The sequence below is a fragment of the Paenibacillus sp. JT22N1 genome, assembly GCF_059692155.1.
The window spans coordinates 335,943-359,152 of the sequence record NZ_JCAUAW010000002.1 but is presented as its reverse complement, the minus strand read 5'-3'; the positions used below and the strand labels follow the sequence as shown (position 1 = coordinate 359,152).

The window sequence follows — 23,210 nt, the reverse complement described above, 5'->3', positions numbered from 1 at the left end:
TTTTTACCACGATAGGGAGGGTTTCATATGAAAAAAAGAACTGTCGCAACAGGATTGACTACGGTTATGCTCATCAGTTTGGTCGCAGCAGCCTGTTCGAGTCAACCGAATGTTACTCCTGCAGCCGGAGAAACGAAGAAACCAGACGAGTCCAAGAAGCCGATCACATTCACGTGGCTGGCCTATGATCGTCCAGAAGGAAAAGTGCGCCAGGACTGGGACATCTTCAAGGAAATCGAAACAAAGACCGGCGTAAAGATCGAGTTTCAAGTGGTCAGTCAGGAAGGTTTGAAGGAAAAGAAGCAAATTATGATTGCGACGAACTCAGTTACAGACTTCATCCAGGTAGATACGTTAGAGGGAAGACAGCATGGTCCGGATAAAGTGTTTTTGAACTTAAAAGATTACTTGGATAAAGCACCGAACCTAAAGGCGTTCTACGACAAATACCCAGAGGCTAGAGCAGTCGCAACTGGCGCTGACGGTGGTATTTATACCGTTCCTGTCATCGAGGGCGACGCAGAAGGGAAAGGCTTTAACTTCGTCTGGTATACACGCAAGGACATCATGGATAAGTACGGACTGAAGGCGCCGACTTCCGTGGATGAATTTTACCAGTTCCTCAAAACGCTCAAAGAAAAACAGCCGGATACCTATCCGCTCATTAATAATGCCATTGTCGGCGACACAGGGTTATTTACGACATTCGGAAGAGCGTTCACCGGCATACACGGCTTCTATAACGTCGATCCGGCCACCGACAAATACGCGTTCGCACCATATCATAAAGGATATAAGGACTCACTTGTTTACTTGAATAAATTGTTTAACGAGAAGCTGCTGGATCCTGAATTCTCGATGATTACGCAAGCGCAATGGGAAGAACGGATTCTTAAAGGCAAATCGCTCGTGACGTTTTTCTGGAAGGCTGACTTAGAGACGCTCATGGATAAAGGCCGTAAAGCGGGTATTGCGGATTACACACTCGATGCAATCCCACAGTTCGCTGCAGACGGCATCAAGAACTACCAGTTCTCCCGTCCGGTTGTCGGCGCTTCCGGCCGCGCGATCTCGGCTAAGGTGAAAGACAAGGACAGAGCGGTTCAATTTCTTGACTACTTACTGGGAGAAGAAGGCTCCAACTACTTATCGCTTGGTATCGAGGGCAAAACGTATACGAAGGAAAACGGCAAGCCTGTCTACAACAAGGATTTCGGCGCTTCGCCATTCACGACACTGCGTAAGGATTGGGGCGTTTGGTACGACATGGTTACGCTTGATAATGCCAAATCCCGCGAGGTATGGGAGCGCGGATTAAGCGACAAGAGCAAGGACATTAACAAGAGATACGAACCGTTCATTATTCCGGCGCCGAAGCAGATCGTCAAGACGAAGGAAGAGCTGGAGCTGGAAAAATCGAAGCTGAACAACCTGAACAAATTCCTCGAGCAGAAGCTGACTGAATTCGTAGCAGGCAAGACGCCGATCAACGATAAGACGTATCAAGAATTTATCGACCAGGCGAAGAAGCTCGGGTCTGACGAACTGCTGGATATGTACAATTCCGCTTATACTCGCACCTATGGCAAGAAGTAATCCAATTGTGCATGCAATGTGGGAAATGTAACACATACTCCGGAATGGAGGGATTCGTATGGCCGAAGATTTCAAGGTCATTGATGCAGATGTTCACAATGAACAGAATGACGCCGACTTGCTGCCGTATCTGGCCGAACCATGGCGGTCACGCGTAGCGAATACCGGAATCGGGTATGCTGGCTCCGGTTACTATTCGCCTGTAGGTGTAATGAAGAAGGACGCCATTCCGGCCAGCGGCGGCAAAGCTGGCTCGGACCCAGACCTCATGATCAAGCAGCTGCTTGAGGGCTACAATGTTGAATACTGTGTGTTGACCGGGGTTGTGTACAATATTTCAACGACGCACGACCCTGATTACGCAGCTGTGATTTGCTCTGCCTACAACGACTTTTTGATTGGCGAATGGCTTGGTAAACACAAGGCGTTCAAGGGCGCCATGGCTGTCGCCACGCAGGACCCGTATCTTGCCGCTAAAGAGATCGACCGTGTCGGGGGCCATCCCGATATTGTCGAAGTCATGATTTCTAGTGCGGCTCGTGCTCCCCTCGGCCAGCGAATGTATCATCCTATCTATGAAGCTGCGGAGCGGAATGGTTTACCTATTGCGATTCATCCGGGCGCGGAAGGAGGGGGCAGTTCCACGGCACCTACCGCTGCTGGGTATCCGTCCCGTTACATCGAGTGGCATACATGCTTGTCGCAAATGTTCATGGCTCATCTCGTCAGCATGGTATGTGAGGGAGTTTTCGAGAAGTTCCCGCGGTTGAAAGTAGTGCTTACGGAGGGTGGTATTGCTTGGCTGCCGCACCTGATGTGGAGGCTGGATAAGAACTATAAAGCGCTCCGCTCCACCGTCCCTTGGCTGAAGAAGCTGCCTAGTCAGTACATTCGAGAGCATTGCTATTTAACTACACAGCCCATTGAGGAGCCGGACAATCCGCAGCATTTGATCGATTTGTTCAATATGATTGATGCCGAGAATATGATTCTGTATTCGAGTGATTATCCACATTGGGACTTCGATTCACCAAGTATGATTCTGCGGAGACTAAAGCCGGAGGCGAAGCGTAAAATCTTTTACGAAAATGCCAAAAGCCTATATAACCTTTAACTCACGGAGGACCTTATGACGGTACATTATGTGCTGGATGCGGACGCTGTCTCTGAAGGCGGTCATGCCATCGTCACAATCGAGGGGAAGAGCATCGGCATTTACCGGATAAACGATGAATTTTACGCATTAAACAATTATTGCCCCCACCAGGGGGCGCCGATGTGCGCAGGAATCGTTTCTGGAACTACGCTTCCTTCGGACGTGTATGAATACGAGTACGGTAAAAAGGGTGAAATCATCCGCTGCCCTTGGCATGGCTGGGAATTCGATATTCGAACAGGCAAATCTTTATTCAGCGATAAGATTTGGGTGAAAACGTATACGGTGAATGTGCAAGACGGCAAAGTTGGTGTTGATCTGGAAAGAAAGTAGACAACTAGAATAAGCGAAATATAAGGGATCGAATGGGTTGAAAACACCTATTCGATCCCCTTTATTCTTTTTGCAGCATGATAGAACTGAATTCATTTAAGTATGCTAATATTTGTTAAAAAATGCCGATTAGAGAAGTCACAAACTGTTATTTAAATTATCCGAAGGGACTACGATTAATTCTACTTCATTATTGATTAACATTTCCTTCATTTTACTGTCAGGCTCTTGATCCGTAATAAGGACATTAATCTTTCCAAGATCACAAATCCGATAGAAAAGGCTTTTTCCGAATTTGGATGAATCCGCTAATACAATGACTTGATCAGCTCTTTTTATCATCTCTAATTTTACATAGGCCTCGTCAACAGAAGGTGCTGTTAATCCATCGGAAGTAATGCCGCAAGCGCTAAGAATTAATTTATCTACTTTGATATCAGCTAACATTTCTAAAGTACGAGGACCAAAGACATTCCGATTCCACGAATTTAATTCGCCGCCTAGCAGATGTGTGGTTATATGAGGTTTATCACACAAAATACTTGCTATATCTATGGAATTCGTTACAACAACATTATTTTTCGTCGACATGTATTCAGCTGTATATTGAATGGTTGTTGCTGTGTCCATTAAGATGAAGTCCCCATCTTTTATTAGCGAAGCGGCCATATGGCCAATGCTCCTCTTATTTGCAGAATCATGTAATCGTTCTTTATAGCTCTTAATATCCTTCGTCAAGGTTGATAGCATGGCTCCGCCTCGAACTCGAATAATAGCTCCATCTTCTTCAAGTTTTACTAAGTCACGTCTCGCGGTATCGCGTGAAACCCCATACAGCTCACAAATATCCTCAAGCTGAATTTTATGGTTTGCTTTTAGATATTGAATTATGGCTTGGGTTCTTTCATCCTGATTCATTATGTTACCTCTTCCAGATCAAGTATATGTCTAATTATAAGTTTATTACCTAAATAATTCAAGGGTATTGCCTCGGGAAATAAGTATAAAACTTAAAACATAATGATTAAACTTAAATTTTACTTGAAGCATTTCATTTTTTGACTTATGATGGGTGCAGAAATTCATTATCAAAAGTTATCGAAATGGAGTGATTTTATGGAAAAAGTGAAGGTTGGCATTATTGGCTATGGTTTTTCTGGAAAAACGTTTCATGTACCGATTATACAAACAATTAAAGGGCTAGAAATAACCAAAATCGTTTCATCAAATCCCCAAAAAGTAAAAGAAACGTGTCCTGATGCAGAGGTCGTTTCAGATGTTGAGCAGCTATATGCCGATCCTTCTATTGATCTTATTGTCATAACTACACCCAACACAACCCATTATCCTTTTGCAAAGCAAGCTTTATTATCAGGTAAACATGTAGTAGTAGAAAAACCATTTGTCATTCACTCTAAAGAAGCTCACGAATTGATCGAAATTGCAACTAGGCATAATAAAATAATAAGTGTTTTTCATAACAGAAGATGGGACAACGATTTCCTGACTGTCAAGACAAGTGTGGAATCTGGCGTTTTGGGAGAAATTTATTCCTATGAGGCACATTATGATCGATATCGTCCTGAAGTAACCAATCGATGGAGAGAGCAAAACATCGAGGGCTCTGGTATGCTTTATGATCTCGGTTCACATTTGATCGATCAAGCCATTCATCTTTTTGGACTTCCTGAAACGATTTATGGCGATGTGTTTGCTCAAAGAAAAAATTCTGAGGTTGATGACTTTTTTCATATTATACTAGGATATGGAAGATTGAGGGTCATTTTAGACTCTGGTTCGATCGTCAAAAGTGCTGGACCTAAATTTCAGATACATGGGGATAAAGGCAGTTTTATTAAGTATGGGTTGGATTCACAAGAGGATGCATTGAAGCAAGGTAAGGTGCCAGGCGATGCTCATTGGGGCAAGGATCAAGAAGAATACTATGGGGAGTTAACGATAGGTGTAGGTGATCGTACGCTAAAAGGGAAAATTGAGACCAAAGCAGGCGCTTATGAATCTTATTATCTAGGTATATATCAGGCAATTGTTGATAACAAACCAGTACCCGTAAGTGCAAATGATGCAATGAATACCATAAAGGTGATTGAGTTAGTTAAAAAAAGCAGTCAGGAAAAAAGAGTCGTTGTATTTGAATAAATGAGGTGCAGCAAGGAAAAATGATAAGATTTGCTGCTTTAAAAGAATGCGCAGACATTTATGTTGACATGAAAGATATTCCAGCCTTATAATTCAGTTAATCGATTAAACGAGGAGGTGAAACGACTAATTGAAGAGGTCGACACTCAAAGAGGTAGCTAAACTAGCTGGTGTATCTACGGCTACCGTATCCAATGCACTAAATGAAACGAAATACGTAAGTGAAGAAGTCAAAGACAAGATTAATAGAGCAATTGAAGAGCTGAATTATCAGCCTAATATTGTCGCCAAAAGCCTGCGGGTGCAGGAATCTCGCATCATTGGCGTGCTAATCTCGGATGTAGCTAATCCATTTTTCTCTATTGTTGTAAGAGGAATAGAAGAAGAATTATCCAAAAGCAACTATAGCATTCTACTCTGCAACACGGATTCTTCTGTGGAGAAAGAGCGAAAGTATCTCGAAGTGATGATTGGCAAAAGGGTAGATGGTTTGGTTGTCTCCTCTGCCGGTAACACAGGCGATTATTTCCGCTCACTGGATAAGACGGGTGTTCCCATTGTATTCCTGAACAGGTGCCCGGAATTCATGAATTCCGATGTTATTATGACAAATAATATTCAGGGGGCTTATTCCGCTACCGAACATCTGATTCGACATGGTTACGGTAAAATCGCAATTATTACAGGGCCTTCTTCCATTAGTACGGGCAAAGATAGGTTGATTGGCTATAAGAGAGCGCTTGAGGATTACGGTGTTGCCTTATCGGATCCGCTTGTGAAAGAAGGACTTTTCACCATCCAGAGCGGTTACGACAAGATGAAAGAACTGATGGAGCAGGATTCGAAACCGGATGCCGTGTTTATTTCCAACAATTCGATGACACTAGGGGCGTACAAATACTTGAAGGAAGCGGGAATTCGAATTCCCGACCAGATCGCGGTTCTCGGATATGACGACCCCGATTGGGCAGATATCGTGGAACCGCCAATAACGACGGTCAGGCAGCCAGCCTATCAATTGGGTGTGCACGCGGCGAACTTAATGTTGGCTAGAATAAATGAAAAGCAAGTGAAGCGTGAAATCATGTATATGGATACGACATTGATTATCCGACGATCCTGTGGCTGCACAGGTGAATAAGACCAATAGGGTTTTCGAACAGAAGAGAGAAGCTCTTAAGAGCAGCTGTCGTAAACCCGATATGTGGAATCATCGCATAATTTTCAATTCTTTATAGTAATCATTTAATCGATTAACCGAAAAAATGCTCATAATTAAGTATTAAAGTAAATTTTTACTGAATGTGATCGCATCTAATTTTAAAAATAAAAAAACAACTTGGAGGAAACGAACATGAAAATAGCAGTTGGAGGAGACCATGCAGGCTTTCCATTAAAGGAGACTGTTGTAAACGCTTTAAAAGCTTTGGGGCACGAGGTGACGGATTATGGGTCGTATGATAGCAATCCTGTCGATTTCCCTGATATTACCCGCACGGTATGCGCAGCAGTGCTCTCTGGTGAAGCGGAACGAGCAATAATGGTATGCGGAACAGGTGTGGGTGCGTGCATCGCAGCGAATAAAATTCCGGGTATTCGCGCATCCGTTTGCCACGACATTTATTCTGCACATCAGTGTGTTGAACACGATGACGTCAATGTTATGTGTGTAGGCGCACAAATTATCGGGCCTGTAATTGTAGTGGAACTGCTCCAAAGCTTCTTGAAAGCGGAATTCAGCACGGCAGAGGAGTTCCGTAGAAGAGTTGAAAAATTGCACGAGATGGAGCGCCAGTATACACCGCTGAATCCAGTGGTGTCCGAGTAAAGATGCTGAATTCACTGGAGGTTAATATGGCGCAACCAGCAAGAATTGTTGTTGTCGGAAGTCTGAATATGGATTTGGTCGTCGTGGCGCCACGGATAGCTCTTGAAGGAGAGACAATCCTAGGCGGGCAGTTTTCCACCATGCCTGGTGGAAAGGGCGCCAACCAGGCGGTGGCCGCCAGTCGGCTTGGCGCAAAGGTGCACATGGTTGGCTGTGTGGGTGATGATGGATTTGGTCAAGAACTGCTCGCGCATTTAAACCATGAGAAAATAGAGACAGATTATGTTTCAACGCTTGCTGGCATATCGAGCGGAGTGGCCATGATTACGGTTAATGAATCCGGAGAAAATAGCATCGTTGTCTCTTCGGGTGCCAATGCCCGGATGACACCTGATCATGTTCGACAAGCGGAGTCGGTCATTAGCGCATCTGATCTACTCTTAATTCAATTGGAAATTCCAATGGAGACCGTAGAAGAAGCCGTTACAATTGCGAACCGCCATCAGGTTCCGGTAATACTGAATCCTGCTCCTGCGAACCAACTATCGGAAGCACTTCTGAAGCAAGTGGATATCCTGACTCCGAATGAAACGGAAGGCAAGCTTATCCTTACCGGACGGGCGGACGGTGATGCCAGTGTTGAAGAAATCATTTCAACGCTTATCGATAAGGGTGTCAAATGTGTCGTCATGACCCTTGGCGGCGATGGGGCTGCTTACTCCGCAGATGGAACCATTCAACATTTGAAAGCGCATAAAATGGAAGTCGTGGATACCACAGGGGCTGGCGATTCATTTAATGCAGGGCTTGGCGTCTATCTCGCCGAAGGCGGTTCACTTGAAGAAGCGGTACAATTTGCTCAAAAAGTAGCAGCACTGTCAGTTACAAAGTTGGGTGCTCAACCAGCGATGCCAAACAGAATTGAAGTGGAAAACTTTCACAATAAACGATCCAATGGAGGAGAAGTTTATGAATCATAAAACAATTATTTATTCCATCATGTCCATCATGTTGGTTTTGGGAGTTTCCGCTTGCAGTACGAAAGAAACGAATAATGGGGCATCGACTACGCCCGCCGCAACTGCTGCACCTGCTGCAGGGGAGAAAGTAGATCTTCGCGTAGCATGGTGGGGAGGTCAAGCCCGTCATGACAAGATGAATAAACTATTCGATCTGTTCGAACAAAAACATCCGAACATCAAGGTTTCGCGTGAATTTACAACAGAGAATCAATATGCAGAGAAATTCACGACGCAAGCGGCGGGTGGCAATGCGCCTGATGTCATACAAACGAGCAGCTTCTTCCAGTTCGATTTTGTGACACGAAATATGATGCTTGATTTGACCCCGCTTGTTTCATCAGGGGCCTTGAATACGAAGGATTTCGATCCAATCGATGTAGGCGGCGGTAAAGTTAACGACAAGCTGTATGCGATTAGTCTTGGACACAATATCACGGGTGTTCTCTATAATACAGCCATGTTCAAAAAAGCGGGATTGGAACAGCCCAAAAATAATTGGTCTTGGGACGACTACGTCGCTTCAGCGAAAACCGTGCAAAAATCATTAGGCAGTGATGCATGGGCGACTGAGGACGAAGGTGGCGTGTATCGGGGGCTAGAGCTATTCGCCCAACAAAGAGGCAAATCCGTGTTCAAAGAGAAGGGTCTTGGCATCGAGAAGCAGGATCTGACGGATTGGTTCACCTTTTGGGATAAGATGCGTAAAGACGGTTTAACCCCGCCTCCAGCGATTCAAGCTGAACAAGGCGATAAAACGCAGGAACAGTCGATGCTTGCGCGTGGCAAGGTGGCTATGATCAGCAAAAGCTCCAATCAGCTTAAGATCTATCAGGGCAGCGCCAAAGACGAGCTTGGCATCGTAAGTTATCCGATGGATCCGAAAGGCGATAAAAAGATTCCGCTGATCGTAGCATCGCTCGGAATTACTGCGAAAACCAAACATCCAAAGGAATCGGCTATGCTCATCGATTTCGTCGCTAATGATCCAGAAGCGGCTCAAATTTTTCTAGGTGAGCATGGTCCGCAAGCTTCCAAGAAAATGCAAGAAGTGATTAAACCATTACTCGGCGCTCCAGAAGGAAAGGAATACGCATTTGTAAATGACATGCTGTCTTCCACGAAACCATATCCAACGATGCCGGGCGGCAGTACATCTGTGCAGAAGCTGCTGCTTTCCAACAATGAAGCGATCGCATTCGGCAAAAAAACCATTCCGCAGGCAGTAGACGAATTTTTTGCACAAGCGAATCAAATTCTGAACCGATAAGTCATTTACTAAGGGCAGGGGCTCAAGAAGCAAATCTGGAGCCCTTGTTCACACAGAGGAGTTCATGTCATGTCGACATTATTGAACCGCAAACGATTGTTATGGATCATCCCATACCTTTTCCTAGCGCCCTGGCTGATTGGTCTGTTGTTGTTCAGCACCATTCCGATTCTCAGCTCATTGTACCTTTCCTTTACGAATTATAATTTTGTAAACAGTCCTAACTGGATTGGATTAAAAAACTATGTAACCATGTTCACCTCGGATCCTCAATACTTGCAAGCAATGAAGGTTACGTTTACCTACGTTCTCATTGCTGTTCCACTGGAGTTAGCCTTTGCTCTCTTTCTGGCGCTGATGTTAAACAAAGGGATTCGGGGGCTAGGCATTTACCGTGCCATTTATTATGTGCCATCGTTAATTGGTGGAAGCGTAGCCATTGCAATTTTATGGCAGCAGGTGTTTGGAGAGCACGGCATTGTTAATCAAGTGCTTGGAACTATCGGAATCGATATGCCGAGTTGGGTGGGAACTCCTGACTATGCCATCTGGTCGATTATTTTGCTAAAGGTTTGGCAGTTTGGTTCACCGATGGTCATCTTCCTAGCTGGACTCAAGCAAATTCCGCAGGATTACTACGAAGCATCATCACTGGACGGTGCTGGCAAATGGAAGCAATTTCTCCATGTCACCCTGCCGATTCTGTCTCCGATTGTTTTGTTTAACGCGATCATGCAGATTATCAGTTCGTTTCAGGCGTTCACACCCGCTTATATTATCAGTAACGGTACAGGCGGACCTGTGAATTCTACCCTATTTTATACGCTTTATTTGTACCAGAACGGTTTTGGCAACTTTCAGATGGGCTATGCTTCTGCTATGGCCTGGGTACTGCTCATTGTCATTGCTTGTTTTACAGGGTTGGTCTTTTTGACATCAAAAAAATGGGTTCATTATGGGGATTAGGGGGTGAGGGGATGGCAATGAAGGTTCAAGTTCATAAATTACTGCTTCACGCACTTATTATCGCAGGTATCGTACTCATGATGTACCCCGTATTATGGATGATCATCAGTTCGTTTAAACCAACGGAAACGATTTTGACGGATAACAGTCTTATACCGAAAAATTTGACGCTCATGAACTATTTTAAAGGGTGGAAAGGTACATCGGGAACAACGTTTAGCACGTTTTATTTGAATTCGCTGCTCATGGTCGGGTTGGCTGTAATTGGTAACATCGTATCTTGCTCGTTAACGGCTTATGCATTCGCAAGATTGGAGTTTAAAGGGAAAAAAATCATGTTTGCCTTAATGCTAATGACAATGATGATTCCAATGCATGTGCTTATTGTTCCGCAGTACATCGTTTTCAATAAATTGGAATGGGTAAACACCATTCTGCCGATCGTCGTACCGAAATTTTTTGCAGTAGAAGGATTCTTTATTTACTTAACTGTTCAATTTATACGAACGTTACCGCGCGAGCTAGATAAAGCAGCAACTGTCGACGGATGTGGTCCAATCACCATCTATACTCGGATTATTCTGCCTTTGACGACTCCAGCCATTGTAACTACAACGATTTTCACATTTATTTGGACATGGAATGACTTCTTTAGCCAGCTTCTTTACCTTAGTGGCGTGAAAAAATATACCGTAACACTTGCGCTTCGCATGTTTACCGATGCTGGCGGTGAGGCAGCTCTCGGGTCGCTATTCGCCATGTCGGTGGTTTCCATTATTCCGGTATTTTTAATCTTCTTGTTCTTTCAGCGTTATATTGTTGAAGGTATAGCGACGTCCGGAATTAAATAAGTAAGGGGCTGTCCCCATAAGTGAAAATTAGCTTTGGGGCATAGAAAAAAATGAGATGGCAAGGTTCTTGCTTTCTCATTTTTTGTTTTCTGTCGAATGCAATGGAATGTCACCCGAACTATTGTTTTTAGGAAGCATCTGCTCGCGGAGCTGGCGCTGTAAGCGCGGTAATCGCGCCTATTTGTTCGGGGGCACCTGATTAAGCGCGTTTTCCGAGCTTAATCAGCACGGAAGCGCGGGACGGTTCTGGTGAGAAGTCGATTTTCGGCTTCAGACACTTTCGACAAGTTTAACCTAGCTTATTATTCTCTATTTAATATCCTAGTAAAACAAATCAGCTATATGTGGATCGAAATGTAAACTTATATTATTAGCTCTGAAAAAATAGATCTCCTAATGTAGAGGTCCAAAAAGTGGAATGGCGAGGCATTCAGGTGAAGAGCTTAGTGGGCATTCACGTATTCAGTACCTTTTTTACAGCTTCAGCTACCCTGTCTTTATCAAAAGGCTTCACAATAAAATCTCTAGCGCCAAGGGTAATAGCTTCAATAACAAAGGATTGTTGCCCCATTGCGGATACCATAATGATTTTTGAATCGCTCTTATAACTTTTAATTTCCTTTAATGCCGTAATACCATCCATCTCGGGCATTGTAATATCCAACGTAATCATGTCAGGTGAATGCTGTAAAAACAGAGAGATGGCCTCAAGTCCATTCGATGCTTCGGCTACAATTTCATGCCCCAATTCTAAAAGGATATTCTTAATCATCAATCGCATAAAGATAGAATCATCTACAACCATTAGTCTCGCCATTTTAATTATCACCTTTCAGGGGGACTTTCTACCTAGCTTATTTACTGTTATTGATGGCTGCTATAATTCGTTACATAAGGAAAACTCCCCTTATAAGAAGAATAAGGGGAGTTGTGGATATGTCCCTTCCTTCGGTAACTGGCAAGCATAGCGAAGTATTTCGCCTTAGCTCCTTTAGCTTTGCGTCACTAATTTTCATTAGCTTTGCTCTTATCGTTTAGCAGAAGAATTACTATTCATTTATTAAATTATAGCACTCTTTTTACTAGGAATAAAGTACTAGTATTAAAGGTGTGCCTTAAGCAGCCCTTGATTGTGTTAACCAAGTTAGATTTATGCTGCCCGAGATTTTTTAACGTGTATTCGTCACTAATATCAAGCAATATTTGTAAGACATTCGGAAAATTGGATCATTTAGATGTGTTGTAAGTAAATAATGCCCTTTTTCAGTGAGAAAGACGAACGATTCTCTTGATTAATTCTGAAATCCTATGTATTATTAAGATAGATTTTAACGCATAAGGGTTGATAATTGATCTTGAAGGTGATTCCATGCCACAACTAGATTCTAATGAATACAAGAAGAAGCTGTGTCACCTCTATAACGAAATCTCCAAAGAGTTGTTCGGGTTTGGCACAACACTGCTGAAGGTTTCCATTGATCAAAACATTATTACTTTTCATGCCAAGCACCGCCGCTCACCACGTTCAACCGCATTAGAGGGCGAGGCGCCAACGCTCAAACACGAAGTCGATTTTTATATGTCCTCTATATACAAGAAGAGAATCCGGGACAGGCTGGAGCAAGAACTTGGCTTATCTATGGATGCGGTATTAAGGGACTATGACCCGCCGACGCAATGGGCAATAACGAACATTATTCTTAAACAAACCGAATAGTTTAGTCGGGCGGTGTTCTCTTTTGATTTATCTTAAGAGGAAACCACATGTATACCAATAGATGTCACTTTACATTGTTTACAATGAAGAGTGCTCTTGATTAGAAGCTTCTTTCTATCAAGGGTACTTTTCTTTTTTTTGTATAGCTGGATATATATCTGGGGTCTTGAAGAATACTAGTAAAAATTTAACAGGGGATTCACGCATTAAAATCATACATGATAAAACTTGGGAGGACGATGAAATGATGAGACAAAAAATGGTTCGTGGTTTAATTTCTTTATCTGTAGTAGGACTAGCCTTAACAGGTTGCGGCACAGCGCCTGCGAAGGATCAGGGCAATACAAGTGGAGCTACAACAGCACCCACAGCAGCTGCAACGGCGGCATCCAAAGGGGAACCTACAACATTAATCATTTCCACCTGGGGTTTTGCGGATGATTTCTTTAAGAAAGAAGTGTACGCGCCGTTTGAGAAAGAGCATAATGCTAAGATCGTTCTAGAAATAGGCAATAACGCAGAACGTTTGAACAAAGTGAAACAAGGCAGCTCGAGTGTGGATCTCATTTATTTATCTGACTATTATGCACAACAAGGCATTGAAGCTGGACTGTTCGATAAGATCGACCGCAGTCGTATTCCGAATTTGAAAGACATCTATGATTTGGCCAAGGCGCCTCTAGGCGAAGATTACGGCCCTGCCTACACAGTAGGTCGACTAGGCATTGCCTACAATCCGAAAGCAACCACCAAAGAGATCAAGTCATGGAGTGACCTCTGGAGTCCAGAGCTTTCCAAGAAGCTGACACTTCCTAACATCACAGCAACAACAGGCCCAATGGTCTTGGATGCAGCATCTGTGGTCGCTGGTAGCACGACGTTTAATGAGGATCAAGCTTTCGCAAAAGTTAAGGAACTGAACAAAGGTGTCGTTAAATACTACGGCCAAACTTCCGAATTCGTTAACATGTTCTCGCAAGGGGAAATTGCTGCTGGACCTATCATGGAAATGTATGTGAAGGATTTGAAAGCGGCTGTGCCAGAAACGAAGTTCGTCTCCCCGCAAGAAGGAGCATACGCCGTTATGAACACGGTCAACGTGATTAAAGGAAGCAAAAATAAGCAGCTGGCTGAGGATTTCATCAACTGGCATTTGAGTAAGGAAGTACAGGAGAAATCAGCAAAAGCGAAAGTAGATTCACCTGTAAACACGACACTTCAGCTTTCGGCTGAAGAAGCTACAGGGATTACCTATGGCGCTGACGTCGTGAGTAAACTTCGTAAATTGGATATGAAATTCGTCAATCAGAATCTTAAAGCATGGATTGCCCGTTGGAACAAGGAAGTTGCTCAATAGATAAAACCAATCAAGGGTATATGCTTATATACCCTTGATTTCTTCAATAGGACTTAAAGGGGGCTTAGTCATGAAAAAGAAGGTCATCCTAGATGTAGACACGGGTGTGGATGATGCGCTAGGTATTCTTTTGGCCATCCGCAGCGGAGAGATGGATGTTCTCGGAATTACAACCGTGAATGGCAACGTTTCGCTGGACCAAGCGACCAAGAATACATGTAAGATCCTCCAACTGCTTGGGATGGAAGAGAAGATTCCTGTCGTTAAAGGAGCAGACAAGCCTTTGATGCGAGCTTCTCACTTTGAGCATCATGTCCACGGCAATGACGGGCTTGGCGGCGCTTTAAGCGATATGTCAGTTCATATGCAGACGACCGCTGGACACGCCTCCGATTTTATCGTGGAACAAGTGCGGAAGCACGTCGGAGAAGTCACTTTAGTTATGACAGCTCCGTTAACGAATCTGGCTTTGGCGGTTATGAAGCATCCTGATCTGATTCATCAGGTCAAGGAAGTGATTGTGATGGGAGGCGTCGTTCAAGGCTTCGGCAATGTAACACCCACGGCGGAGTACAACATGTACGTCGATCCGGAAGCTGCGAAGATCGTTTTCCAGGCAGGTTTTCCTTCCTTAACCCTTGTAGGGTTGGATGTGACGCGTAAAGCGCTGCTGACCGATGAACATATCCGTGAGCTCGGTGATTCTCCGATAGCCAGATATGTTCAGGAAAGCACCGCGAATTATATGAAGCGTTACTATGAGCGTAACGGGGTTCGGGCCTGTGCGCTTCATGATCCACTTGCAGTTGGAGTGGCTCTGAATAAACAGCTTGTCACGACACGCCATTATTACGTTGATGTCGAAACCCGGAGTGAGTTGTGCGACGGACAAACCGTATGCGATTTCCAGAATCGCTTGTCCAAAGAGGCTAATGTTCATGTTTGTATGGATGTATCGGCTGACGAATTCCTCCAGCTTTTTATACACGCGCTGCGTGCCTAGCGAACCCAGGAACAGGAGTAAAGCTACATGAAAAAAACGTACTTATTTTTATTATTGCTACCGGGACTACTGTTCCTGACGGTTTTCATGGTGGTACCGATCCTTCTTACGATAGGTTCAACCTTTTTCGATAAAGGGACATTTACGCTTGGAGGGTACTTAAGTTTCTTTAAAGACCCTTATTTTCTCAAAATCGTGTGGACGACGCTGCGTGTCAGCTTGGTAACCACCCTATTTTGCATATTGCTTGGATTTCCTGTGGCTTACTTCATCTCCAAACAGAGTCCGCGACAAAAGGCGATCTTACTTGCATTAGCTATTTTCCCGCTGCTTACGAGCTCGGTTGTCAGGTCGTTCAGCTGGATGATTATTTTAGGTAAAAAAGGGCTGCTCAATAATGCCTTGATGGCCATTGGTATCATCCAAGAGCCACTCGATATTTTGTACACGCCAGCTGCGATGATGATTGGTCTTCTCCATTTGTTTCTACCGCTCATCATTATTACGTTGGTCGGTGTTCTTGAGAATATAGATCCGGATCTGATCAAAGCGGCGGAGAGCTTGGGAGCTAACCGATTTACGGCTTTCGTCAAGGTCATCGTGCCGCTTAGTGTACCCGGATTAATTATAGGCAGTATCCTTGTTTTTGTCGGAAGCTTGACAGCTTATACGACACCGGCTTTGCTCGGAGGCAAGCAGCGGGTCATTTCAACATTCCTCTATCAGAATGCGATTACTCTGAACGATTGGTATCTCGCCTCCGTTATTGCCGTGATTATGATCGTGATCACCTTCGTGGTTATCGCGCTTATGAACAAACTGGCTACTAAATTAAATCCGAAGGGGTAGAAGTATGCGGGAGAAGAATCGAGGACTGGCCTTATTTACGCTTCTTGTCTACATGTTCTTGCTCGGGCCGCTCGTCATTATTGCATTTGCTTCATTCGAGCCAGGGAGTGTATTGAAATTCCCACCGACAGGATTCTCATTGAAATGGTACCGCAACATTTTGGAAGTCAAGATGTTCATGACGACCGCGGGTACCTCTGTTATCGTATCGTTGATCGGTAATTTATTTGCGCTGCTGCTTGGTATCCCAGCGGCTTATGCGTTAAGCCGATTTGAGTTTAAGGGGAAAGGGGCGCTTAATGCGATTTTTATTTCCCCAGTACTTATTCCAGGTATCGTGCTTGGGTTTACGATGCTCAAGTACCTTATCGTCACCTATCACCTGCCGATCTATGCAGCTTTGCTGATTGGACATACCGTGATTATGCTTCCATTTATTATCCGCGTTATTGCTTCAAGCTTATCAAATTTCGATTTTGCGATTGAGGAAGCTGCTTTAAGCCTTGGCGCGGGTCAGCTTAAAACCTTTTTTAAAGTAGTCCTACCGAACATCAAGTCCGGTATTATTGCAGCCATTCTTATCGCATTTTTAGAATCTTTTAATAATGTCGACATCTCGGTCTTTATGACGGGTCCCGGAGTCAGTACGCTGCCCATACAGATGCTGACGTATGTGGAGAATCATTTTGACCCTACAATTGCCGCTATTTCTGTCTTACTAATGCTCTTCACTGCCGTACTTATGTTCATCATTGAACGGTTGATGGGTTTATCCTATTTCACCAAACGATAACGGAGGCTTTCATCCATGGCATTGCTATCACTGGAAAATATTTCGGTTGCCTATGACCAGCAATATATTCTGCAGGACTTCAACCTAAGTGTTGAAAAAGGAAGTCTGATCTCACTACTCGGTCCTAGTGGATGCGGGAAAACGACGACCTTGCGGCTAATCGCGGGATTTATTGAGGCAAGGGCGGGCAAATTTTCACTTAACGGAAAAGATTATACGCACGTTCCCGTCAACAAACGGAACTTCGGATTCGTGTTTCAGAGCTATGCTTTGTTTCCACACTTATCCATTTATGATAATGTAGCTTTCGGTCTGCGTCTTCGGAAAGTGAGTGGGGCAGAGATCGATCGGCGGGTCCGGAACATCCTCGATATCGTAAGCTTGTCCGGCTTCGAAAAGCGTTTTCCGAAGGAGCTCTCAGGCGGCCAAAGACAGCGGGTCGCGATTGCCAGGGCGCTTGTGATCGAGCCGGAACTGCTGCTGTTCGACGAACCGCTAAGCAATTTGGACGCTAATCTGCGTATTAACATGCGGGTGGAGATCCGCCGCATCCAGCAGGAGCTTGGTATTACTACGGTCTATGTATCGCATGATCAGGAAGAGTGCTTCTCCATCTCCGATCAAGTTGCGATTATGAATAAAGGCATCATTGAACAGCTTGGCGCCCCAGCGGCGATATTTAAATACCCAAAAACGGAGTTTGTGGCTAGGTTTATTGGCTTTACGAATTTTATTACTTTCGATTCAAGGTTTGATGGAGACGAAGAGATTGCGTTAAAAGTAAAAGACTATATGTTCGCCGTTACGAAGCATGCCAGCAAAGGAGAACAGCTGGGTAAGCAAGGGGCTATTCGTCCGGATGATGTCGTGATTGGAATGCCTGATGAATTCGAGGCAGGAGCGAATCGATTGACAGGTCGCGTTAAGGTCAGCACCTTCCTTGGAAGAAGCTATCAATACGTTGTCGAGACGGAGCTGGGAAATTTCACAGTGAACAAAGAAATGGAGCTTCCATACCTGAATGGTCAAGAGGTCCGGCTTCTTTTTCCTAGCGAGAAATTAGTTCTAGTGGAGTAATGTACTTGGAGGCGAAGGCAGATGCGTGTAGATTTACTGATTGAAAATGTACGAATTTATAATAGTTATTTTAAAACATTCATCCAAGGTAATGCAGCGATCTTGGATGGAAGGTTTCTATACATCGGGGAACGGGCTACCGATAGCTTCGAAGCGGCCGAGCACTTGGACGGACAAGGACGTTATATGATTCCCGGCCTCATTGATATCCATCTGCACATCGAAAGCACGATGGTCACGCCAGAGACGTTCTCTTACGGACTGATTCGCAATGGTGTTACAACCATCGTCCCAGAGCCTCATGAGATCGCCAATGTCTTCGGACTTGACGGGGTGAAGGAATTCATTAAAGCTAGCCAGCATTGTGTGGCGGACATGTTCTACGCCCTCCCGAGTTCGGTTCCTGCTACTTCGATGGAAACGACCGGAGGCGCGATTGAAATTGAGGATTTGGACGAACTGCTTCGTACGGAACGTATCATTTGTTTAGGCGAAATCATGAACTACGTAGATGTCATTACGGATCCTGACTGCAAAACGAATCACATCTTAAATCATATCCGCAGCAATTATCCTCATCTCATTATAGAAGGACATGTCCCGAAACTATTAGATCTAGATTTGCATCGAATGATCTATAGCGGGGTAGATTCCGATCATACACATCAATCGATCGAGGGCATGGAAGCTCGGATCGCTGCGGGTATGTTTATTGAAATTCAAGAAAAATCGATGACGCCTGAAGTGATGGCGTATTTGATGGAGCATGAGGTATCCGAGCATTATTGCTTTGTTACCGATGATGTGATGGCCGACTCCTTCGAGCGCCGGGGCCACTTGAATCACCTTGTTCGTAAAGCGATTGGGATGGGAATGAAGCCTGAGCAGGCGATTTATGCCAGTACGTTTTCTCCAGCCAAAAGAATGCGGATGTATGATCGCGGCGTTATTGCGCCCGGTAAAATTGGCGATTTTCAACTGATATCCAATCTGGAACAGCTGACAATCGACCAAGTGTACAAGCATGGCCGCAAAGTCTATGATGTTCGCGAGTCATACAAGCCAACTGTCCATGCGCCTGCCTTTCCAGCGCACTATTATCAAAGCGTTCATATGTCGCCGTTAACAGAAGCGGACTTCTCAGTGAACACAGAAGTAGCGGATGGCCGGTATGCTTGCCGAGCAATGATGGTAAAGGATGGTTCCACGTTTACAGAGGAGCATCAGGTTGATGTAGAAGTTCATCATGGGAAGCTTAACTGGCAGGAAAGCGGTTGTGGACTCATTGCTACGTTTGAACGCTACGGGAAAAATGGGAATCGCGCTTATGGTTTAATCGGCGGTGATACGATCAAGCGAGGAGCCATAGCAACGACTTATTCCCACGATAACCATAACATGCTTGTTGTCGGGCACAATCCCGTCGATATGATGATCGCGGCTAATGAGGTCATCAAGAATCAAGGGGGCTTCAGCGTTGTTGAGAACGGTAAGGTGATCGCTAGTCTTGAGCTGCCTGTCGGAGGTATTTTAACAGAAGTCCCTTTGGAGCAAGTTGCCAAGGAAGTTGAGCAGCTGCGCAAGGCCATGGAATTGTTAGGCTACTGCCATTATAATCCGATCATGTCGATCAGCACGCATTCTTTACCTGTCAGTCCTGCACTGAAAATAACGGATTTTGGTTTAATAGATGTGAATGAAGGAAAAGTTGTGCCTCTAATCATACACAGTTAATTGGAAAAGCTAAGTCATCGATGGTTACCATTGTGGCTTGGCTTTTTTTTTGTTTATTGATAAGCATCGATTGCATAGGATCTGAGGCCCAGCCATTAAGTCTATCTGGAGTTTAATATGTCGAACCATGACCTAAATGAAGCCATGATAGAAAGTTTAAATGATCTAAATGACATGTAGAATATGTTAATAATATATTGTATAATTCGAATGACAAGTCATTCCAGTCATACATTCAAATTATGAGGAGGTTTATAATGAGAAAGACCAGTTTATTCGTCTTGTTTGTATGCTTTTCTATTGTCATCTCACTCTTAGGAACATCTGTGTCTCCATCCGCTGCAGCTAATGAATCAGAGTCAGATCATGAAACAACTCTTTCTCAAAGCGGTTCGCCGCAATTGGACGCTAACTACGTAAAGGCTGCTGTTAAAGCCAAAAAGCTTTACGTGATCCGTTTGGGCGATATGTCAGAAACGGAAAGTGTCATGATCGCTTCGCTGCAAGGGCTGCTCGCTAATAAGTCCTCTAATCAAATTTACATACTGCCCGATTCCGGGAATTACAAGATATGGCTGGACGATTTAGTCCAAAAATACGGGGTGAAAACGGAATTCATCCGTGATCCTTGGAAGCTCGTGAAGGAATTCAAGAAGCAGTTCGACGGCTATTTACTATGGGAAAAGGGGAACAGCTCCATCAATGCTGCTACGTCGTTAGCCCATTTGAAGCAAGCCATCTTAATTGAAAAAGGCGATGTCAAACAAGCCAAAAGCTATAAGCAATCGATGGATCTCTCAACGAAGGATGAAGCATGGGTCAAGCAAAACTACTGGAACCAGCTCAACCATCGCACCTTGATCGAGCAAAAAGGGGAGACGAACGAAGAATTGGCGTCCGGTATGGGCGGCAAACTACGAGATTACGCTGTAATGGCTAACGCTTTCACCTTTTATGATGGGAACAGCGCGTTCCGACAATCCGTCGTTGCTGACGCCGAGCCAGATGCTGTCATTTTAGGATGGGGAGATGCGTCAAGTGGTGAAGACGCTTTCATACGTCCGAGTTCATTAGCGGGTGTATATACACTGCCAGCTGATCATGCCTATAATTTGTCAGTGTTAAGCAGCTTTAATATCAAAGAGCTCAAACAGAAGGATCCGACGCAGCCTGCAGTTCAGGATCAGGTGCATTATGTGTCATTCGTCATGTCAGATGGTGATAATATTCAATGGATGCTAAATGATTTGGCCGAGAAGGGCAAGCCTTGGTTTGGCAACCCAAACCGTGGGAATTTCGATATGGGTTGGGCTGTTTCTCCCAGCATGATGGATTTGGCACCGACTGTTCTGGAACGTTTTTATACGGATGGTACAAAGAATGATAATTTTGTCGTTGGTCCATCAGGCGGCGGATATATGTATCCGTCCATGTACCCGGAGCAGGAATTGGATACACATCTCAATAGGTTAAACACTTATATGGGCAAAGCTGACTTATCGCTTGTTGAAGTTATTGATTTTAATGCTTTCAACAAAAAAGCGATGTGGGATAAGTATACGGCTCAGCCGAATATCGATGGCGTTATTTATTTGGAATACAGTAACCATAAAGCGTTAAACGGGGCCTTGAAATGGTCTAACAATAAGCCTATTGTCACTCCGCGTGAAATGCTATGGCATGGCATCGCTGGAAGCGATGTTAATTCGGTTGCCCAGCATATCAATGCGGCGCCAAGAAATCCGAAGAGTGCCGCAGGCTACTCGCTCGTTCTCGTTCATGCCTGGTCATCCTCGATGGACGAAGTAAAGGCTGTTATCGATCAACTTCACGGCGATGTTCAAGTCGTAACGCCTGAAAAAATGGTGAAGCTAATCCAAAATAACGTACCGAAAGAGGATACGGAAGTAGCCAACAAGATGTATGAGGCTGAAACGGATTTTGGCCATAACACAGGGAAGTTGGATGGTGATGGCTGGTCAGCTAATCCGCAGGAGCATGCTGCCGGACATATGCTCTTCGGACCAGGTGCCTCGGACATTCCTGCAGGCCGCAACCAAATCAAATTCAAAACCATGATTGACCGTGTGACTGGCGATAATGATCGTGTGCTGAATCTGGATATCTATGACGATACAGCTGGAGTCGTGGTGGCTGAGAAAGCCGTGCATCGCTCCGAGTTCCAAAGCGCCGACACGTACCATAATTCGACACTTGAAGCCGACTTTGTGGCAGGTCATTCTTATCAATTCAGAGCTTGGTATGATGGCAACGCCAAGGTTAAAATCGATCGAGTCACCGTCGTGATGAACCGTAATTTAGCACAGCGACTCTATGAAGCCGAGAACGACTTCGGGCATAACACAGGGGTGCTTGACGGAGATGGCTGGTTGGCAAATATCGAGCAGCACGGACCCGGCCATATGTTATATGGACCTTATGTAGCCGATTTACCATCAGGTGTGCATGATGTCACTTTCCGCATGAAGGCTTCGGGTGCGACTGGATCTGACGATACCATTGCTATCATTGATATTAATAATGCGAGTGCTGATCAAATTATTGCTTCAAAAGAGCTGAAGTTACGGGATTTTGCCGTACAAGATCAGTACATGGATATAAGTTTAGAGGACGTCGACTTTTCGCTTGGCAGCACTTATGAATTCCGAGTGCATTTCGAAGATAAGGCGAACGTCAAAGTTGACCACGTGAGACTGGATATGCCAGAAATAACGAAGCCGAATACACAATCACTTTATTTTAAATTCGGAGGATCGAACGTAACCTCGTTGATGTTCGGAACCGATGCAGGGCAAAAGCAGCTTCAGCTGTGGGGGAAAGCGAGCGAACAAGGAAAGCCTGACGTTAATTTGACGGTAGATGGGACCTGGGCCGTCGCGCAAGGTGAAACTACGGTCACTATCGGTGCCGGAGGTGCTCTGCAGGTGCTTCAAGGCGGAGATGCCATCGTGAAGGCGTCGTACAATGGTCTTGAAGTGCAGATTCCGATTCATGTATCGGCGAACTATACGAGCCGTATTTTCGAAGCGGAGCGTGACTTCGGCCATAATACGGGAGCTGCAGCCGCAGATGGTTGGTATGCGAATCCGCAGGACCATACAGCAGGTCATATGCTGCATGGTCCCGGGGTAGCGGATCTCCCTTCCGGAAGCCTTAAGGTCGACTTCCGCATAAAGATCGACAATCCGGCAGGCGGTTCTGAGCGGGTGCTGAATCTCGACATCTATGACGGAACAGGCAACAAAGTAACCGGCGAAAAAGCCGTGCTGCGCAGTGATTTCAATGCCGCCGATACGTATCAGTCCATTATTATGGAGGCTGATTTTGTACTGGGGCATGCCTATCAGTTCCGTGTGTGGTATGACGATAATGCGACTGTACAGATCGATAATGTGTCAGTGCGTATTCCACAATAAACTATTTGTTAATTATTACCATAAAGGAAATGTCTGTCCCCTTAGGGAAATGAAGAGATTACGC

The 23,210-nt window shown here is 44.7% G+C and carries 20 protein-coding genes and 1 riboswitch; of the genes, 18 read left to right on the top strand and 2 right to left on the bottom strand.

The genetic code is table 11. The annotated features are described in order from the left end of the window. Window positions 1-27 precede the first annotated feature (27 nt). From AC58UU_RS05260 to AC58UU_RS05250, 3 genes are read left to right on the top strand one after another with little or no spacing between them, the layout of a single operon-like run. Window positions 28-1,596, top strand: a complete 1,569-nt coding sequence (locus tag AC58UU_RS05260; RefSeq protein WP_497313646.1) for an extracellular solute-binding protein — start codon at window positions 28-30, stop codon at window positions 1,594-1,596. A 58-nt stretch (window positions 1,597-1,654) separates the two neighbouring features. After that, entirely contained in the window at window positions 1,655-2,710 is a 1,056-nt protein-coding gene (locus AC58UU_RS05255; RefSeq protein ID WP_171693525.1) for an amidohydrolase family protein, read from the top strand. A 15-nt stretch (window positions 2,711-2,725) separates the two neighbouring features. Beyond that, window positions 2,726-3,085: a Rieske (2Fe-2S) protein gene (locus AC58UU_RS05250; RefSeq protein WP_497313644.1), complete on the top strand. Its 360-nt coding sequence runs from the start codon at window positions 2,726-2,728 to the stop codon at window positions 3,083-3,085. Window positions 3,086-3,223: 138 nt separating this feature from the next. Here the strand turns inward: AC58UU_RS05250 and AC58UU_RS05245 are convergent, their stop codons facing one another. Then, complete coding sequence (locus AC58UU_RS05245) at window positions 3,224-4,003, bottom strand: DeoR/GlpR family DNA-binding transcription regulator (RefSeq protein ID WP_497313642.1); 780 nt, start codon at window positions 4,001-4,003, stop codon at window positions 3,224-3,226. Between the two features lie 198 nt (window positions 4,004-4,201). On the opposite strand from AC58UU_RS05245, the gene AC58UU_RS05240 reads away from it, so the two are divergent. The 7 genes from AC58UU_RS05240 (at window position 4,202) to AC58UU_RS05210 (ending at window position 11,179) form a co-directional block, all read left to right on the top strand. Next, window positions 4,202-5,245, top strand: coding sequence for an oxidoreductase (locus tag AC58UU_RS05240; RefSeq protein ID WP_497314007.1), 1,044 nt, complete (start codon window positions 4,202-4,204; stop codon window positions 5,243-5,245). A 130-nt stretch (window positions 5,246-5,375) separates the two neighbouring features. Continuing rightward, window positions 5,376-6,386 carry a LacI family DNA-binding transcriptional regulator gene (locus AC58UU_RS05235; RefSeq protein WP_497313640.1) on the top strand — a complete coding sequence of 337 codons (1,011 nt, stop codon included), beginning with the start codon at window positions 5,376-5,378 and terminating at the stop codon, window positions 6,384-6,386. A gap of 213 nt (window positions 6,387-6,599) precedes the next feature. Next, window positions 6,600-7,073 carry a ribose 5-phosphate isomerase B gene (rpiB, locus tag AC58UU_RS05230; RefSeq protein ID WP_497313638.1) on the top strand — a complete coding sequence of 158 codons (474 nt, stop codon included), beginning with the start codon at window positions 6,600-6,602 and terminating at the stop codon, window positions 7,071-7,073. Between the two features lie 26 nt (window positions 7,074-7,099). Further along, window positions 7,100-8,053, top strand: a complete 954-nt coding sequence (rbsK, locus tag AC58UU_RS05225) for a ribokinase (protein ID WP_497313636.1) — start codon at window positions 7,100-7,102, stop codon at window positions 8,051-8,053. Then, window positions 8,043-9,362, top strand: coding sequence for an ABC transporter substrate-binding protein (locus AC58UU_RS05220; RefSeq protein ID WP_497313634.1), 1,320 nt, complete (start codon window positions 8,043-8,045; stop codon window positions 9,360-9,362). The genes rbsK and AC58UU_RS05220 overlap by 11 nt, the downstream gene beginning before the upstream one ends. A 69-nt stretch (window positions 9,363-9,431) precedes the next feature. Further along, complete coding sequence (locus AC58UU_RS05215) at window positions 9,432-10,328, top strand: carbohydrate ABC transporter permease (protein ID WP_497313632.1); 897 nt, start codon at window positions 9,432-9,434, stop codon at window positions 10,326-10,328. 11 nt (window positions 10,329-10,339) lie between these two features. Then, on the top strand, window positions 10,340-11,179 hold the full coding sequence (locus tag AC58UU_RS05210) for a carbohydrate ABC transporter permease (protein WP_497313630.1): 840 nt from the start codon (window positions 10,340-10,342) through the stop codon (window positions 11,177-11,179). A 454-nt stretch (window positions 11,180-11,633) separates the two neighbouring features. On the opposite strand, the gene AC58UU_RS05205 is transcribed toward AC58UU_RS05210, so the two are convergent. Then, the gene (locus tag AC58UU_RS05205; RefSeq protein ID WP_497313628.1) at window positions 11,634-11,996 is read right to left on the bottom strand and encodes a response regulator; all 363 of its coding nucleotides are present in this window, start codon (window positions 11,994-11,996) and stop codon (window positions 11,634-11,636) included. A gap of 130 nt (window positions 11,997-12,126) precedes the next feature. After that, a riboswitch (cyclic di-GMP riboswitch) is annotated at window positions 12,127-12,215 on the bottom strand. A gap of 333 nt (window positions 12,216-12,548) precedes the next feature. On the opposite strand from AC58UU_RS05205, the gene AC58UU_RS05200 reads away from it, so the two are divergent. From AC58UU_RS05200 to AC58UU_RS05165, 8 genes are all read left to right on the top strand, one after another. Then, window positions 12,549-12,896, top strand: a complete 348-nt coding sequence (locus AC58UU_RS05200) for a hypothetical protein (RefSeq protein WP_057306268.1) — start codon at window positions 12,549-12,551, stop codon at window positions 12,894-12,896. A 247-nt stretch (window positions 12,897-13,143) separates the two neighbouring features. Beyond that, the gene (locus tag AC58UU_RS05195) at window positions 13,144-14,253 is read left to right on the top strand and encodes an ABC transporter substrate-binding protein (RefSeq protein WP_497314005.1); all 1,110 of its coding nucleotides are present in this window, start codon (window positions 13,144-13,146) and stop codon (window positions 14,251-14,253) included. A gap of 70 nt (window positions 14,254-14,323) precedes the next feature. Continuing rightward, window positions 14,324-15,256: a nucleoside hydrolase gene (locus AC58UU_RS05190; protein WP_497313625.1), complete on the top strand. Its 933-nt coding sequence runs from the start codon at window positions 14,324-14,326 to the stop codon at window positions 15,254-15,256. 27 nt (window positions 15,257-15,283) lie between these two features. Further along, a complete protein-coding gene (locus AC58UU_RS05185) occupies window positions 15,284-16,105 on the top strand; it encodes an ABC transporter permease (protein WP_171693514.1) in 822 nt (273 codons plus the stop codon). 4 nt (window positions 16,106-16,109) lie between these two features. Then, on the top strand, window positions 16,110-16,898 hold the full coding sequence (locus AC58UU_RS05180; protein WP_171645818.1) for an ABC transporter permease: 789 nt from the start codon (window positions 16,110-16,112) through the stop codon (window positions 16,896-16,898). A gap of 15 nt (window positions 16,899-16,913) precedes the next feature. Continuing rightward, a complete protein-coding gene (locus AC58UU_RS05175; RefSeq protein ID WP_497313622.1) occupies window positions 16,914-17,975 on the top strand; it encodes an ABC transporter ATP-binding protein in 1,062 nt (353 codons plus the stop codon). A 21-nt stretch (window positions 17,976-17,996) separates the two neighbouring features. Next, window positions 17,997-19,709 (top strand): adenine deaminase C-terminal domain-containing protein, encoded by a 1,713-nt coding sequence (locus tag AC58UU_RS05170; protein WP_497313621.1) that lies wholly within the window; start codon window positions 17,997-17,999, stop codon window positions 19,707-19,709. A gap of 257 nt (window positions 19,710-19,966) precedes the next feature. Further along, window positions 19,967-23,146, top strand: a complete 3,180-nt coding sequence (locus AC58UU_RS05165; RefSeq protein WP_497313619.1) for a GxGYxYP domain-containing protein — start codon at window positions 19,967-19,969, stop codon at window positions 23,144-23,146. Window positions 23,147-23,210 lie beyond the last annotated feature (64 nt).

Coding starts and splice junctions, on each gene's coding strand:
- AC58UU_RS05205 (WP_497313628.1), bottom strand. CDS start 11,996: ATGGCGAGACTAATGGTTGTAGATGATTCTATCTTTATGCGATTGATG.
- rbsK (WP_497313636.1), top strand. CDS start 7,100: ATGGCGCAACCAGCAAGAATTGTTGTTGTCGGAAGTCTGAATATGGAT.
- AC58UU_RS05180 (WP_171645818.1), top strand. CDS start 16,110: ATGCGGGAGAAGAATCGAGGACTGGCCTTATTTACGCTTCTTGTCTAC.
- AC58UU_RS05170 (WP_497313621.1), top strand. CDS start 17,997: ATGCGTGTAGATTTACTGATTGAAAATGTACGAATTTATAATAGTTAT.
- AC58UU_RS05185 (WP_171693514.1), top strand. CDS start 15,284: ATGAAAAAAACGTACTTATTTTTATTATTGCTACCGGGACTACTGTTC.
- AC58UU_RS05175 (WP_497313622.1), top strand. CDS start 16,914: ATGGCATTGCTATCACTGGAAAATATTTCGGTTGCCTATGACCAGCAA.
- rpiB (WP_497313638.1), top strand. CDS start 6,600: ATGAAAATAGCAGTTGGAGGAGACCATGCAGGCTTTCCATTAAAGGAG.
- AC58UU_RS05190 (WP_497313625.1), top strand. CDS start 14,324: ATGAAAAAGAAGGTCATCCTAGATGTAGACACGGGTGTGGATGATGCG.
- AC58UU_RS05200 (WP_057306268.1), top strand. CDS start 12,549: ATGCCACAACTAGATTCTAATGAATACAAGAAGAAGCTGTGTCACCTC.
- AC58UU_RS05165 (WP_497313619.1), top strand. CDS start 19,967: ATGAGAAAGACCAGTTTATTCGTCTTGTTTGTATGCTTTTCTATTGTC.
- AC58UU_RS05210 (WP_497313630.1), top strand. CDS start 10,340: ATGGCAATGAAGGTTCAAGTTCATAAATTACTGCTTCACGCACTTATT.
- AC58UU_RS05240 (WP_497314007.1), top strand. CDS start 4,202: ATGGAAAAAGTGAAGGTTGGCATTATTGGCTATGGTTTTTCTGGAAAA.
- AC58UU_RS05255 (WP_171693525.1), top strand. CDS start 1,655: ATGGCCGAAGATTTCAAGGTCATTGATGCAGATGTTCACAATGAACAG.
- AC58UU_RS05250 (WP_497313644.1), top strand. CDS start 2,726: ATGACGGTACATTATGTGCTGGATGCGGACGCTGTCTCTGAAGGCGGT.
- AC58UU_RS05215 (WP_497313632.1), top strand. CDS start 9,432: ATGTCGACATTATTGAACCGCAAACGATTGTTATGGATCATCCCATAC.
- AC58UU_RS05220 (WP_497313634.1), top strand. CDS start 8,043: ATGAATCATAAAACAATTATTTATTCCATCATGTCCATCATGTTGGTT.
- AC58UU_RS05245 (WP_497313642.1), bottom strand. CDS start 4,003: ATGAATCAGGATGAAAGAACCCAAGCCATAATTCAATATCTAAAAGCA.
- AC58UU_RS05260 (WP_497313646.1), top strand. CDS start 28: ATGAAAAAAAGAACTGTCGCAACAGGATTGACTACGGTTATGCTCATC.
- AC58UU_RS05195 (WP_497314005.1), top strand. CDS start 13,144: ATGAGACAAAAAATGGTTCGTGGTTTAATTTCTTTATCTGTAGTAGGA.